This window comes from Chryseobacterium sp. (assembly GCF_022712095.1).
Taxonomy (GTDB): Bacteria; Bacteroidota; Bacteroidia; order Flavobacteriales; family Weeksellaceae; genus Chryseobacterium.
The window spans coordinates 1-14,164 of the sequence record NZ_JALAHD010000150.1; the positions used below are offsets into that span (position 1 = coordinate 1).

General features: G+C 37.2%; 15 protein-coding genes. All 15 read right to left on the reverse strand.

The window, feature by feature from the left end:
• Positions 1–55: 55 nt before the first annotated feature.
• Positions 56–1,435 (reverse strand): NADH-quinone oxidoreductase subunit N, encoded by a 1,380-nt coding sequence (locus Q0A18_RS07590; RefSeq protein ID WP_292009547.1) that lies wholly within the window; start codon positions 1,433–1,435, stop codon positions 56–58.
• A gap of 16 nt (positions 1,436–1,451) precedes the next feature.
• Positions 1,452–2,945, reverse strand: coding sequence for an NADH-quinone oxidoreductase subunit M (locus tag Q0A18_RS07595; RefSeq protein ID WP_292009548.1), 1,494 nt, complete (start codon positions 2,943–2,945; stop codon positions 1,452–1,454).
• 2 nt (positions 2,946–2,947) lie between these two features.
• On the reverse strand, positions 2,948–4,861 hold the full coding sequence (gene nuoL, locus Q0A18_RS07600; RefSeq protein WP_292009549.1) for an NADH-quinone oxidoreductase subunit L: 1,914 nt from the start codon (positions 4,859–4,861) through the stop codon (positions 2,948–2,950).
• Between the two features lie 3 nt (positions 4,862–4,864).
• Positions 4,865–5,194 (reverse strand): NADH-quinone oxidoreductase subunit NuoK, encoded by a 330-nt coding sequence (gene nuoK, locus Q0A18_RS07605; RefSeq protein ID WP_184191816.1) that lies wholly within the window; start codon positions 5,192–5,194, stop codon positions 4,865–4,867.
• 4 nt (positions 5,195–5,198) lie between these two features.
• The gene (locus Q0A18_RS07610) at positions 5,199–5,696 is read right to left on the reverse strand and encodes an NADH-quinone oxidoreductase subunit J (protein ID WP_292009550.1); all 498 of its coding nucleotides are present in this window, start codon (positions 5,694–5,696) and stop codon (positions 5,199–5,201) included.
• Complete coding sequence (locus tag Q0A18_RS07615; protein WP_292009551.1) at positions 5,696–6,250, reverse strand: NADH-quinone oxidoreductase subunit I; 555 nt, start codon at positions 6,248–6,250, stop codon at positions 5,696–5,698. The genes Q0A18_RS07610 and Q0A18_RS07615 overlap by 1 nt, the downstream gene beginning before the upstream one ends.
• A 60-nt stretch (positions 6,251–6,310) precedes the next feature.
• Positions 6,311–7,372 carry an NADH-quinone oxidoreductase subunit NuoH gene (nuoH, locus tag Q0A18_RS07620; RefSeq protein WP_292009552.1) on the reverse strand — a complete coding sequence of 354 codons (1,062 nt, stop codon included), beginning with the start codon at positions 7,370–7,372 and terminating at the stop codon, positions 6,311–6,313.
• Between the two features lie 60 nt (positions 7,373–7,432).
• Positions 7,433–8,431, reverse strand: coding sequence for a 2Fe-2S iron-sulfur cluster-binding protein (locus Q0A18_RS07625; protein WP_292009553.1), 999 nt, complete (start codon positions 8,429–8,431; stop codon positions 7,433–7,435).
• A 44-nt stretch (positions 8,432–8,475) separates the two neighbouring features.
• Positions 8,476–9,294, reverse strand: coding sequence for a hypothetical protein (locus Q0A18_RS07630; RefSeq protein WP_292009554.1), 819 nt, complete (start codon positions 9,292–9,294; stop codon positions 8,476–8,478).
• Positions 9,295–9,311: 17 nt separating this feature from the next.
• Positions 9,312–10,670: an NADH-quinone oxidoreductase subunit NuoF gene (gene nuoF, locus Q0A18_RS07635; protein WP_292009555.1), complete on the reverse strand. Its 1,359-nt coding sequence runs from the start codon at positions 10,668–10,670 to the stop codon at positions 9,312–9,314.
• A gap of 12 nt (positions 10,671–10,682) precedes the next feature.
• Positions 10,683–11,192, reverse strand: a complete 510-nt coding sequence (locus tag Q0A18_RS07640; RefSeq protein ID WP_292009556.1) for an NAD(P)H-dependent oxidoreductase subunit E — start codon at positions 11,190–11,192, stop codon at positions 10,683–10,685.
• A 103-nt stretch (positions 11,193–11,295) separates the two neighbouring features.
• A complete protein-coding gene (locus tag Q0A18_RS07645) occupies positions 11,296–12,519 on the reverse strand; it encodes an NADH-quinone oxidoreductase subunit D (RefSeq protein WP_292009557.1) in 1,224 nt (407 codons plus the stop codon).
• Between the two features lie 46 nt (positions 12,520–12,565).
• Positions 12,566–13,060 carry an NADH-quinone oxidoreductase subunit C gene (locus Q0A18_RS07650; RefSeq protein ID WP_292009558.1) on the reverse strand — a complete coding sequence of 165 codons (495 nt, stop codon included), beginning with the start codon at positions 13,058–13,060 and terminating at the stop codon, positions 12,566–12,568.
• A 6-nt stretch (positions 13,061–13,066) separates the two neighbouring features.
• Complete coding sequence (locus Q0A18_RS07655) at positions 13,067–13,627, reverse strand: NADH-quinone oxidoreductase subunit B (RefSeq protein ID WP_292009559.1); 561 nt, start codon at positions 13,625–13,627, stop codon at positions 13,067–13,069.
• A 108-nt stretch (positions 13,628–13,735) separates the two neighbouring features.
• Positions 13,736–14,107, reverse strand: a complete 372-nt coding sequence (locus Q0A18_RS07660; protein ID WP_292009560.1) for an NADH-quinone oxidoreductase subunit A — start codon at positions 14,105–14,107, stop codon at positions 13,736–13,738.
• Between the last annotated feature and the right edge of the window lie 57 nt (positions 14,108–14,164).

The window sequence follows — 14,164 nt, forward strand, 5'->3', positions numbered from 1 at the left end:
AAATAAAAAAGCACAACAGAATGTTGTGCTTTTTACTTTATTGAAATCGGATCAATTATAATCCGAATTGTTTAGCAAACAAGTCAGGGAAAACTCCCAATACAATGATTGAAACAATAATACATACTGCTACAATATTATAAGTAAGTGTTACTTTCTCTGAAGTTTTAAATGTACTTTCTTTAAAGAAGAACATGGCAATGATCAATCTTAAATAATAAGCTATGGAGATTGCTGATCCTAATACGGCAACCAGAACCAGGAACGGTGCTGAGTTGATAGCCTGGGAGAATAAAGCAAATTTCCCCATAAATCCTGCAGTAAGTGGAACTCCGGCCATAGAAAGTAAAGAAATCGTTGCTACCGTAGCTAATAGAGGCTCAGACTTGCCTAATCCTTTAAAAGCATTGAAAGATGTTTCTCTTTTCAGCTTCTCTACCCATATCAGGCACATAAATACCCCTACCGTAGATAATGAATAGGCAAATAAATAAAATGCAAGATTATAAGTAGATAGTGTGTTCATTCCAAAGAAGATCAAAGCAATGTATCCTGCATGGGAAACTGATGAATAAGCTAACATTCTTTTAGCATTCGTCTGGGCAAGTCCCATGACGTTAGCCAATAATAAAGTAATTATGAGTAATACGCCTAAAACATGAATCCAATCGTAGAATGCTCCTGCAAACCCTATAGTCATTAATTTAAAGAATGCAAAGAATCCTGAAATCTTTACAACACTTGCCATAAATGCAGTAATTAGTGAAGGTGAACCTTGATATACATCCGGACTCCACATGTGGAAAGGGGCCAAAGATACTTTAAATGCCAAAGCACAAAGCATAAGAAGAACTCCTAGGGTAAACATGACGTTGCCTGGGTTGGATACCCCGAAATCATGGATTTTATATAAATCTAAACTTCCTGTACTCCCATAAATAAATGCAATACCGAATAATAAAAATCCTGTGGCAAATGATCCCATTAAGAAATACTTTAAAGAAGCTTCATTTGATCTCAGATCGGTTTTATTAGCTCCTGCCATTACGTATAATGGGATGGAAAGGATTTCGATTCCCAGAAATAGTGTAACCATATTCTGAAAGCCAAATAATACAATACCTCCGCAAAGTGCAAATAACATCAAAGCATATAATTCTGATTGGTGGCTTCTGTGATTACTGAACGCAAAACCTCCCAAAAAGAATAGTAATAAGGTAGTTACAATTGAAATTTTTGTAAATAGCGCAGCATTGGAGCTATATTCATACATATGTTTATAATGCTCAAAGAATGTACATTCTGGCAAGAAACTTACATACAATGCGATGATTAATCCCAAAATCCCAATGTATCTTGCGAATTTTCCTTGTTCAAAAACTCCTGAAAATAACGCAACAACTGCCGTTAGGAAAACAATAATTAAAACACTCATTTTTTAAAATATCAAATTAACTAACCATTGATTGGTAGATAAACTTCAACGAACTACTCACCATGTCGATTATCGGTTGTGGGAAAATACCAAGTAAGATCACAAAAACCGTTAAACTTGCCAATACGGAAAATTCAACTCCTGATAAATCTTTTGCAGTACTCAATACCGCCGGATCTCCTTCTCCAAACATTGCTTTTCCATAAAATCTTAAAAGATATATAGCACAAAGAATGAGGGTAAGACCTGCAATAATAGCCGCCAATCCGTTAAAATCATAAACCGATTTCAAAAGGATAAATTCCCCGATGAATCCGTTTGTTAACGGAACACCCATCGACCCTAATAAAATAATCAAGAATAACACAGCAAATTTAGGAGCTACCTTAGCAAGCCCACCCATTTGTCTGATATCTCTTGACTTAAATCTTTTATATAAAATATCAGCACAATAGAATAACCCCACTACGTTGATACCGTGAGCAAAGGTTTGTACTAAAGCACCTTCTCCTCCTTCTATAGTAAAAGTCCCTCTTAGTGTTAATACTGCAGAAGCAAAAATACCTGCAACCATTAAACCAACATGCGAGAAAGAAGAGTAGGCAATGATTCTCTTCATATCATTCTGGATAATAGCAATTAATGCTCCATGAACAATACCTATAATAGCAAGGATAATGACAATCTGTCCGGAAATTCCAAAGATAGCTGATGGTGTGATCGGTAATAAATAACGTATAACACCGTAGATGGCCATTTTCAGCATGATTCCTGATAGCAACATAGATCCCTGAGTGGGAGAGTAGGTGTATGTGTCAGGTTGCCATGTATGGAAAGGGAATACCGGTAATTTCACTGCAAAAGCAAAGAAAATAAACCAGAATATGACGACCTGCTGCGTATCGTTAAGATTTGCATTATATAAATCTGTCAGAGCGAATGATGCAGAGTGGTTGTATACATAGATCAATCCGGCTAACATAAATAATGATCCTACAAATGTATATACGAAGAATTTTGTAGTGAATTCCAGCCTTTTGTTTTCCTGTCCCCAAAGTCCGGCAATGAACCAGATAGGGATTAAAGTTACTTCCCAGAAAATGTAGAATAATAATCCGTCTAATGCGGTAAAAACTCCCACTAGTCCAAATTGCATTAACAAAATAAGACCATAAAAAGAGTTTCTGTAGCTTACATTTTCATTGAATGAAGAAAGAATGATAAGTGGAGTCAGAATGTTGGTCAGCAATAAAAGCAGCATACTCATTCCGTCAATTCCGAAATGAAGATTACTTTTTATAAACTGTGACCAGGGATAATTGATTTCGTGTTGCAGCACACTATCCACAGTCGGAGTAAAATTGAAATCCGAAAGTATATAAAATGTGATTAACATCTGAATCATTGCTATTCCAAACGCCAGATACTTGCTGGAATTATTCTTCCATGCAAAAACTAATCCCGAACCTACTAGAGGTAAAAGTAATAATGTTAATAATAAACAAGACATTATTATTGTAATATAAAGTTAACAATCAGTATAATTCCCACAGCTAAAGACATGATCAAAATGTAGTTCTCTACATTTCCGTTTTGAATACGTTTCATTGATTTTCCACTGTCTTCAGCACCTTCTCCCACGAAGTTTACAAAACGGTCTAAAATACCCTTATCAAACATTTTTCCTCCGCGTCCTAATCCTTCTACCGTTTTTACAATAATAGCATTGTAAAGCTCGTCTATATATAATTTTTTAGCAGATAATTTTTCCCATCCTGTATATTCCTCTTCGGCAAGAGCCATTTTTTTCTTATTAACATAAGTGTTTTTGACGATGAACCATACAGAGAAGAACATAATTATGGTCAATGCTAAAAGTATGTATTCAGTATTAACATTTACTCCGGTAAGAGTAGCTTCCATCTGTTTAAAGCTCTCTTCTGTAAGAACCGGCTTCAACCATTCCATCAGTTTAGCATAATGACCATGTCCTATGAAATGCGGAAGGTTGATAAATCCGCCGATTACAGAAAGAATAGCCAGTACGATCAATGGTAAAGTCATATTAGTCGGACTTTCATGCAAATGATGTTTCTGCTCTTCAGTACCCCTGAAGGTTCCTGCGAAAGTAAGGTAATACAATCTGAACATATATGTTGCGGTAACTGCTGCTAAAATGAATAATATTACCCAGTAAACAGGGTTTTTAGCATAAACAGCCACTAAAATTTCATCTTTGGATATCATCCCTGAAAGTAAAGGGAATCCTGAGATTGCTAATGTCCCGATAAGGAAAGTAGCATGCGTAATAGGAATATATTTTTTCAGTCCTCCCATAAAACGCATATCTTGTTCTCCACCCATTGCGTGAATTACAGAACCAGCACCTAAGAATAACAATGCTTTAAAGAAAGCGTGTGTCATTACGTGGAACATTGCCGTAGTATAAGCACCAACACCTAAAGCGATAAACATAAATCCAAGCTGGGATACTGTAGAGTAAGCCAATACTTTTTTGATATCGTTTTGACGTAGTGCATAGAAACCAGCCAATGCAGCAGTTAAGAACCCTATGAATAAGATACCTCCCTGTACAGTAGGTGCCAAAGTAAATAAGAAGTTTGATCTTACTACAAGATAAACCCCTGCAGTAACCATCGTAGCGGCGTGGATCAAGGCTGAAACAGGAGTAGGTCCTGCCATCGCATCCGGTAGCCATGTATATAAAGGAACCTGAGCCGATTTACCGGTAGCACCGATGAATAAACTCGCTGTGATAAAGATGATCACTGTTCCGTCTAATTCAAATTTTGAAGAATTCTGAGCTACTGAAAGATAATCAATAGCATTCGTTTGAGAAGCGATCATAAAAATACCGATCAAAAGGGCAAGGTCACCAATTCTGTTCATGATGAAAGCTTTTCTTGCCGCTTTACCATATTCTTCGTTAGTAAACCAGAATCCGATCAATAAGTAAGAACAAAGTCCTACACCTTCCCATCCGATGAATAGAATAAGGTAATTACTACCCATTACTAAAAGGAGCATGGAGAAAATGAACAGATTCAGATAAGTAAAGAACTTATAGAATCCTTTATCATGACTCATATATCCGATAGAGTACAGGTGGATTAAAGATCCGATTCCCGTAATGATCATGATCATCATTAATGATAACTGATCAATCTGAAATCCGAAATTAACCTGAATTCCGTTGACTCTAAACCATTCAAAAGCTTTTACGATTACAGGCTGGCTTTCAGAATTGAAATTCATGAAAAGGCTTACTGCAATACAGAAAGATCCGAAGACTGCTGCTGTTGCTAGTCCGCCAACCAATATTTTTGGAAGATTTTTTCCGAATAAACCGTTAATAAGAAACCCTAAAAGTGGTAAAAGTACTATTGCATACACTAAATTTTCCATTCCTTATCCTCTTAATTTATTAAATATACTTACATCTACAGAACGGGTATTTCTATATAGCATAGCAATAATTGCTAAACCTACCGCTACTTCCGCAGCAGCAACCACCATAATGAAGAAAACTAAAAGTTGTCCGTCTCCGTTTCCTTTATACGCTGAAAAGGCAGCCAATAAAAGGTTTACAGAATTCAGCATAAGCTCTACACAACCTAAGATTACAATAGCGTTCTTCCTAAGCAATACTCCCAATACTCCCAAACAGAACAATACTGAAGAAAGAATAATGAAATATTCCAGAGGGATACTTTGTATAAATGTATTTACTTCTCCCATAATTTTATAAATCTTTTTTACCGATTAATACCGCACCTACAATACCAGCTAAAATAAGGATGGAAGCAAGTTCAAACGGTAAAACATATTCATTAAATAAAAGCCTTCCGAGGTTTTTTGTAAGCCCTACGCCTCTGTCTACATTATCTACTACGATATGGTTCTCTCTAACTCCTCTGAATACACCTAAAATACCAATCAATAAAAGCCCGGCAGTAAAAACTCCTACAAATTTCAATGCATTGTTCTTTTTACTTTCATCTGCTTTATTAAGGTTAAGCATCATCAGGATATAAAGGAATAATACCATGATGGCTCCGGCGTAAACGATAATCTGAATAATTGCCAGGAATTGAGCATTCAATAAAATGTACATACCGGCAATTGAAAACATAGTTACGATTAAGGACAAAATAGCATATAAAGGATTTCTTGCAAATACAAAATAGACAGCACTTGCCACTGCTAGAAACGCTACCAAGAAAAATAAAAACTGATCCATTATTTTACTGCATTTTTTTGTTTCTCGGATTGTCTTGCTGTGATGTCAATCCTTTCATTTATTTTTTCCACTAATTTATCTTTTCCATAGATGAAAGAACCTCTGTTGGTTTCTACATCTACCAATCTGTCAGTTAAATAGATGGCAGATTTAGGACAGGCCTCTTCACACATTCCGCAGAAGATACATCTCAGCATATTGATTTCATATACTGATGCATATTTTTCTTCTCTGTAAAGGTGTTTTTCTTCCTTAGTCCTTTCAGAAGCAGTCATTGTAATTGCTTCTGCAGGACATGCTACAGCACAAAGTCCGCAAGCTGTACATCTTTCCCTCCCTTCTTCATCTCTTTTAAGGACATGATGGCCGCGCCATACTTTTGCTCTTGGTTTTTGTACTTCAGGGTAAGCGTAAGTAGGCGAACCTTTTACTACGTTCCTTACAGCATGCTTAAGCGTAATCCCCATTCCTTTGAAAATCGCAGGTAAATAGATTTTCTCAGCAAGGGTCATTTCTTTATTAGAAACAACTTTTGATCTGTTCGTAAGTTTCATTTATTTTAATTTTTTTAGACTGAACAATGTCCAGTATTAAAAATATATTCTTATTCTCTCTTAGTTTCCAAATGCCAATATCACGGCACCTGTAATAATCAAATTCACCAATGCCAATGGAATTAAAGTTTTCCATCCCAAATGCATCAGTTGGTCATATCTGAATCTTGGAAGCGTCCATCTGATCCACATAAAGATCAGAATTCCAACGATTGTTTTAAATAAAAATGATACGATACTTAAAATACCTGCAGCATTTTCTCCCCAGTTCTGGGTTACCCATTCAATTCCTGGATAGTTATAACCTCCGAAGAAAAGAACCACGATGAATGCATTTGAAATAAACATGTTCACATATTCTCCAAACATGTATAGTCCAAGCTTCATGGATGAGTATTCCGTAGAATATCCTGTTACCAGTTCGGATTCACATTCAGGTAAGTCGAAAGGGTGTCTGTTGGTTTCAGCCAGAGCTGCAACAACAAAAATAAGGAATGCCAAAGGCTGATAGAAAATGTTCCAGTTCATACCATCAAGGGAAAAAAGCCCCCAGATTTTTCCTGAACTCTGAGCATCAGTGATCACTTTCATATCTAAACTTCCTGTCATCATAATAATGGCAAGAAGAGCCAATCCCATTGCCAGCTCATAAGAAATCATCTGAGAAGAAGCACGGATAGCACCTATTAATGAATATTTGTTGTTGGATGCCCAGCCTCCGATCATAATTCCGTAAACTCCGATAGAAGCCATACCGATGATGTAAAGAACACCTACGTCAATATTAGCTACCTGAAGATCGAATGAAGTACCTCCGATATTTAAACTTTTACCCCAAGGAATAACCGCTCCTGTGATCAGTGAAATAAACATGACCAGGGCAGGTCCCAGTACAAAAAGGAATTTTTCAGCATTGGCAGGTGTAAAGTCTTCTTTGAAAAAGAATTTTCCACCATCTGCTAACGGTTGAAGTAGAGCGAAAGGCCCGGCCCTGTTAGGTCCGATCCTGTCCTGCATGATAGCCGCAACTTTTCTTTCTGCCCAGGTAGAGTAGGCTGCTACTGTTAATGATAACAGGAACAATGCCAGTACAAGTATAAGTTTAAATGTAATTAAATCCATTTTATATTGATTTAGATATGAGATTCAGACCACCTGAAATCTAATGTCTTTAAATTAAAATTATTGTTCGTCTTTTTCGCTGATTTCCTTTGCCATCGGATTATCTAAAACTCTTAGCTCATCTTTCGGCTTTTCATAATGGTTCAGTGAAATAACTGAATGTCTGTCTATATGTCTAGGACCCTCAATATTCCAGTATTTAAGATCTTTTCTTTCAAAACGGCATGTATCACAGATAAATTCTTCCACTTCGTCCCATTGGTCTTTTCTTGCGGTAACTCTTATGATCTCATCACCTTTCATCCACAGGACAGCTTTCCCTGAACATTTCTCACATTTACATGTTGCATTCATTGGTTTTGTAAACCAGACTCTGCTTGCAAAGCGGGCGGTTCTGTCTGTTAATGCTCCTACCGGACATGCATCGATAACGTTTCCTATGAAATCATTATCCAATGCCTTGTTAAGATAGGTTGATATTTCTGCGTGATCTCCTCTGAATAGAATTCCATGCTCTCTTTCATTCGTAAGCTGATTAGCAGTAAGAACGCATCTTGCACAAAGGATACAACGGTTCATATTCAGTTTAATATGAGGTCCTATATCGTCGGCATCAAAGGTTCTTCTTTCAAATTCTGTACGTGTTCCCTCCACACCATGCTCATATCCTAAATCCTGAAGATGGCATTCTCCAGCCTGATCACAGACAGGACAATCCAGAGGGTGGTTGATTAAAAGGAATTCAGTAACGGCTTTTCTGCCTTCCTGTGCCCTTTCAGAAGTAAGGTTTTTCACTTCCATTCCATCCATTACATTTGTTCTGCAGCTTGCAACCAACTTAGGCATAGGACGAGGATCGGCTTCCGACCCTTTGGAAACTTCTACTAAGCAAGTTCTGCATCTTCCTCCACTGGTTTCCAATTTGCTGTAATAGCACATTGCAGGAGGAACAGATTTGCCACCGATCTGTCTTGCAGCTTCCAGAATGGAAGTACCAGGCATCACTTCAGTGGTTTGTCCGTCTATTGTTATTTTGAATTTTTTAACCTCTTCGCTCATATTATATGCTTTTTGCTTATGCTATTAAAGCAGATAAGCTCTTTTTATTTTTGCTTTCTTGTATTAAATGTATACCCGATTCCAAAGTTGAATTCTCCAAACACAAAATCCTGTGATGCTTTATCAGGTTTGTTATTAAGAGTTGTTTTAACATCCGGCATATTGATATATCCATACTTTCCTTCCACCTGTACAACAACGTGTCTCCATAAAACCAAACTTACACCGGCTCTTGCATCAAGACCGAATCCTGCTAAATGGAACCTGTCACTTCTTTCATTTCCCATTAACTGAACATTGGATTTTGGTACTAAAGCACCTAATCCTCCACCATAACTTAGGAAAAGATCAATATTCTTTTTATCAATAACATTGTGATATTTCTGAGCACCGATATTGATATAGTTTAATCCATCTGTATGTTCAAATGTTAAGAAATTAGAATCTCTTAAATCAACTTGTCCATTCTGAACCATCGCAGCATATTCAGGATTATTGATATATCCTTTAAAGTTAACGGTCTGGTTCTGATCCATTACATATTTCATGTGATCCATTCCTAATGTAATTCCAAAATTATCTTTTGGGAAATAGGTCACTCTGTAGTTTACCTGAGGAATAGTAATGTTGGAAAGCTTAAAATACTTTTTGAATGTAAATGGAGTAGGTCTGTCATTTGCTACAACATTACTCAACTGGAAATCGTATCCATCTCCTTTGAAATGAATATCCGAATTTGAATATGTTGAGAAATTCCAACCCCAAAATACCATTACTGATCCTTTTTTAAACGGTTCTGACTGTGCTTTTACACTTAATGTTACAACTACTAAAAATAGTAGGGATAATAATTTTGTTTTCAATTTAATGTTTTTTTAGTTTAGGAATTAACTGTAGGCGCCGGAATAGGATCTGCATAATGTGCTAATCCATAATTTTGTGTTAAACATAATTCCGGGTTTTTTACGTGCCATTCAAATTCATCCCTAAAATGACGTATTGCTGCGGCAACAGGCCATGCTGCTGCATCTCCCAAAGGACAGATGGTATTTCCTTCGATTTTTCTCTGGATATCCCAGAGAAGATCGATATCTTCCATTTTTCCTTGTCCGTTCTCTATTTTCTTTAAAATTTTATACATCCATCCGGTTCCTTCACGACATGGTGTACACTGCCCACAGCTTTCGTGATTATAGAACCTTGCCAGGGTCATGGTATGTTCTACCACACACTGATCTTCATCTAAAACAATAAAACCTCCCGAACCCATCATAGTTCCGGTAGCAAAACCTCCGTCAGCCAATGATTCATAGTTCATGTATCGCGGTTCTCCGTTTACTGTCTTAAGCAATAAATTGGCAGGTACGATCGGAACCGAGCTTCCTCCGGGAATACAGGCTTTCAGTCTTTTTCCGTTTGGAATACCACCACAATATTCATCAGAATAAATGAATTCTTCTACGGTAATAGTCATATCGATTTCATAAACTCCCGGTTTGTTGATATTTCCACAAGCGGAAATAAGTTTAGTACCGGTTGATCTTCCAACACCTATTTTAGTATATTCAGCACCGGTCATATCAATGATAGGAACGATGGCTGCAATAGATTCTACATTGTTTACCACGGTTGGTCTTTCCCAAAGTCCTTTTACAGCAGGGAAAGGTGGCTTTAGCCTTGGATTTCCTCTTTTACCTTCAAGAGATTCTAGTAATGCCGTTTCTTCTCCACATATATAAGCTCCACCTCCTCTCTGAACATAAATTTCCAGATCGAAGCCTGTTCCCATAATATTCTTACCTAAAAATCCGGCAGCTTTGGCTTCGTCAATAGCCTGTTCCAAAATGTCCGGAATCCATGAATATTCTCCACGGATATAGATATATGAAGTGTTTGAACCTAAACAATATGAAGAAATAAGCATTCCCTCAATCAAAAGGTGAGGGATGAATTCCATCAGATATCTGTCTTTGAATGTACCAGGCTCTGATTCATCCGCATTTACTACCAGGTGTCTTGGAACCCCTTCCGGCTTAGCCAGAAAGCTCCATTTCATTCCTGTAGGGAATCCTGCTCCACCACGTCCACGAAGTCCGGAAGCTTTTACCTCTTCCAGGATTTCGTCCGGTGTCATTTTCAAGGCTTTTTCAGCAGATCCGTACCCACCCTGTTTACGGTAAGTATCGAAATAGCGAATACCTTCTATATGTGCATCTTTAAGTAAAAGTTTTTTACTCATCCTTTATTTTAATTAATCCAAAGCAACTTGTCCCTGTCTGCAAAGATCAAGGATTTCATCTACTTTTTCTATCGTTAAATTTTCGTGATAAAATTTTCCCAACTGCAGCATAGGAGCATATCCACAAGCTCCCAGACATTCTGCAGGCTTTAAAGTGAACATTCCATCTTCGGTAGTTTCACCATCTTTTATATTCAGCTTGGTTCTGATATGATCCAATATCTTTTCGCTTCCACAAACCATACAAGGTCCCGTTCTGCAAACTTCCAAAACATATTTACCAACCGGTTTCATATTGAACATCGTATAAAACGTTGCTACTTCATATACTTCAATGGGTTTAATGCTTAGTAATCCGGCTACATAATCCATAACAGGGACATCGAGCCATCCTCCAAATTCTTTTTGTGCTAAATGCAAAACCGGTATTAAAGCTGACTTTTGTCTTCCTTCAGGATATCGTGCAATGATTTTTTGCACCTGCTCCAGACTTTCCGGTTTAAAAGCTATTGTTTCGTTCATTTTTTTAAATGTATTATTGTACAATGTACAATGTACTAATGACTTTATTTATTTAATCATTGCAAAATCATGAATACATTTTACAATGATACTTTTTACAATTTTACGCGTCTAATTCTCCCGCAATAATATTCATACTACACATCGTAACAATCGCATCAGAAATTACAGAACCTGTAATCATTTCAGGATATGCTTGGTAGTAAATAAAACACGGTCTTCTAAAGTGAAGTCTGTAAGGACTTCTTCCTCCGTCGCTCACTAAATAGAATCCTAACTCTCCGTTTCCTCCTTCTACCGGGTGGTATACTTCACCTTTAGGGATTTCAGTTTCCCCCATTACAATTTTAAAGTGGTAGATAAGAGCTTCCATTTTACTGTAAACATCAGCTTTTTCAGGAAGATAAAAATCAGGAACATCAGCATGGAAATCACCTTCAGGAAGATTTTCATAGGCTTGTTTAATGATTTTGATGGATTCCCAAACTTCCTGCTGGCGAACCATAAATCGGTCATAAGTATCACCCGAAGTTCCTACAGGAATAATAAAATCAAAATCTTCATAAGAAGAATAAGGCTGTGCTACTCTTACATCATAATCAACACCCGTAGCACGTAAATTAGGTCCGGTAAAACCATAGCTTAAAGCGCGTTCAGCAGTAATACCTCCGGCACCGATGGTTCTGTCCATAAAGATTCTGTTTCTTTCTAATAGATTACAGAATTCCTGGAATCTTGGTGGGAAAGTTTTTAAGAAGTCTTTTATAAGTTCATGGAATTTTGGAGTGAAATCTCTTTCAAAGCCTCCGATTCTTCCCATGTTGGTTGTCATTCTTGCACCACAGATCTGCTCATACATATCATAAATACGTTCTCTTTCGATGAACATATAGGTAAGTCCTGTAATGGCTCCTGTATCCATTCCTGTAACTCCGTTGCAAATCAGGTGGTCACCTATTCTTGCAAGCTCCATAAGGATTACACGCATATAATCTACACGTTTAGGAACGTCTACACCGATCAGCTTTTCTACAGTCATATGCCATCCCAAGTTGTTGATAGGGGCAGAACAGTAGTTCATACGGTCGGTAAGGGTAGTAATCTGGGCAAAATTTCTTCTTTCAGAAATTTTTTCGAAAGCTCTGTGAATATATCCTACAGTTTGCTCAGCATGAAGAATTCTCTCTCCGTCCATGGTTAAAACGTTCTGGAAAATCCCGTGAGTAGCCGGGTGGGTAGGGCCTAAATTGAGGGTGTATAGCTGGCCGTCAATCTGTTCCTTGCTTTCGTATTGGTTAAGTATATTAGATAATGAGTTATCTTTCATATTTTTAGGCTTTAAGCATTAAGCTAAAGGCTTTTTAGCAATTTTATTATCTTCCGAACATATTATCACTCTTATCTGTTCTGGTACCATCTTCAAGACGGTATTCCTTCAGCATCGGGTGATATCCGAGATCTTCCATATTTAAAATAGGTCTCAGATCAGGATGTCCTTTGAATTTGATTCCAAAGAAATCGAAAGTTTCTCTTTCCATCCAGTTAGCACCAGCATATAATTCCGTAAGAGAATCCACTTCCATATTTTCTCTAGGCATGAAAATTTTCAGACGGATTCGGAAATTGGTCATCATATTATGCAAATGATAAACAACGCCTATTTCTTTGTCTTCAAATTCAGGATAATGAATTCCGCAAATATCGGTCAGAAAATTAATTTCCAGCGAAGAATCTTTAAGATAGTGAATAACCTTTTTGATGTCTTCTTTTTTAATTTCCAACGTCAGCATATCATAAGGCTCTGAACTGGAAATTACAGATTCCGGAAATTCTCTTGTGATTGCTTCTAATACAAATTCGTTTGTCATTTCCGTTTAGTTACTTATGTTATAGGAATCTAATAGCTTTTGATATTCAGGCATATCTCTTCTTCGGATACTTTCGCTTTCAGCAAGAGCCTGAACCTGCATTACTCCTTCAATAATCTGCTCGGGTCTGGGAGGGCATCCCGGAACATATACATCTACAGGAATGATTTTATCAATGCCCTGTAATACAGAATAAGTGTCAAAAATACCTCCACTTGAAGCACATGCTCCAACAGCTACTACCCATTTAGGTTCAGCCATTTGAGTGTAAACCTCTTTTAGGACAGGTCCTAATTTTTTTGATATGGTGCCGCAAACCATCAGCATATCTGCCTGTCTCGGAGAGAAAGAGTTTCTTTCCATCCCAAATCGTGCAGCGTCATAGGTAGGGTTTAAGGTCGCCATAAATTCGATACCACAACAAGAGGTAGCAAATGGTAACGGCCATAAAGAAAATTTTCTTGCCATACCGATCACACTGCTCAGTTTCGTTGCGAAAAATCCTTCTCCCTCATATCCTTCAGGAGCAGGTGCATCTGTTCTTATTATTGGTTTTTGATCTGACATTTTTTAGATTTTGGATTTTAGACCCGGAATTTTAATTCAATTATTTTATCCACTTTGAATACAAAAAACTCCTCTCAAATTTTTAATTATTAAATTATAATTTCCTCATTATATATCCCAATCCAATGCTCCCCGCTTCCAAACGTAAAAGAAGGCTACAAAGAAAATGGCTACGAAAGTAAGTACCGCTAAGAATCCTTCATATCCGAATTCTCTGAAGTTTACTGCGTAAGGATAAAAAAATACGATTTCAATATCGAATAGTACAAACAATACCGCAGTCAGAAAATATTTAATCGAGAAAGGTGTTCTCGCATTTCCCTCTACAGGTATCCCACATTCCCAACTTTGATTTTTTACAGAATTCCCTTTTTTCTGGCGTGGTCCTAGAAAATGGGCTCCAAGCAAAGAAACAGCTACGAACGCAACTGCAACACCAGCTTGTATAAGAATCGGAATATAACTTTCTGGTAAATTCATTATTGCATTATTATCTCAATTTGCAAATTTACAGAATAAAGAATGAAGCATGAAATT

What these genes read in the sequence shown, in the direction of transcription:
- Q0A18_RS07590 (WP_292009547.1), bottom strand. Translation starts at nt 1,435, where the DNA reads ATGAGTGTTTTAATTATTGTTTTCCTAACGGCAGTTGTTGCGTTATTT.
- Q0A18_RS07595 (WP_292009548.1), bottom strand. Translation starts at nt 2,945, where the DNA reads ATGTCTTGTTTATTATTAACATTATTACTTTTACCTCTAGTAGGTTCG.
- nuoL (WP_292009549.1), bottom strand. Translation starts at nt 4,861, where the DNA reads ATGGAAAATTTAGTGTATGCAATAGTACTTTTACCACTTTTAGGGTTT.
- nuoK (WP_184191816.1), bottom strand. Translation starts at nt 5,194, where the DNA reads ATGGGAGAAGTAAATACATTTATACAAAGTATCCCTCTGGAATATTTC.
- Q0A18_RS07610 (WP_292009550.1), bottom strand. Translation starts at nt 5,696, where the DNA reads ATGGATCAGTTTTTATTTTTCTTGGTAGCGTTTCTAGCAGTGGCAAGT.
- Q0A18_RS07615 (WP_292009551.1), bottom strand. Translation starts at nt 6,250, where the DNA reads ATGAAACTTACGAACAGATCAAAAGTTGTTTCTAATAAAGAAATGACC.
- nuoH (WP_292009552.1), bottom strand. Translation starts at nt 7,372, where the DNA reads ATGGATTTAATTACATTTAAACTTATACTTGTACTGGCATTGTTCCTG.
- Q0A18_RS07625 (WP_292009553.1), bottom strand. Translation starts at nt 8,431, where the DNA reads ATGAGCGAAGAGGTTAAAAAATTCAAAATAACAATAGACGGACAAACC.
- nuoF (WP_292009555.1), bottom strand. Translation starts at nt 10,670, where the DNA reads ATGAGTAAAAAACTTTTACTTAAAGATGCACATATAGAAGGTATTCGC.
- Q0A18_RS07640 (WP_292009556.1), bottom strand. Translation starts at nt 11,192, where the DNA reads ATGAACGAAACAATAGCTTTTAAACCGGAAAGTCTGGAGCAGGTGCAA.
- Q0A18_RS07645 (WP_292009557.1), bottom strand. Translation starts at nt 12,519, where the DNA reads ATGAAAGATAACTCATTATCTAATATACTTAACCAATACGAAAGCAAG.
- Q0A18_RS07650 (WP_292009558.1), bottom strand. Translation starts at nt 13,060, where the DNA reads ATGACAAACGAATTTGTATTAGAAGCAATCACAAGAGAATTTCCGGAA.
- Q0A18_RS07655 (WP_292009559.1), bottom strand. Translation starts at nt 13,627, where the DNA reads ATGTCAGATCAAAAACCAATAATAAGAACAGATGCACCTGCTCCTGAA.
- Q0A18_RS07660 (WP_292009560.1), bottom strand. Translation starts at nt 14,107, where the DNA reads ATGAATTTACCAGAAAGTTATATTCCGATTCTTATACAAGCTGGTGTT.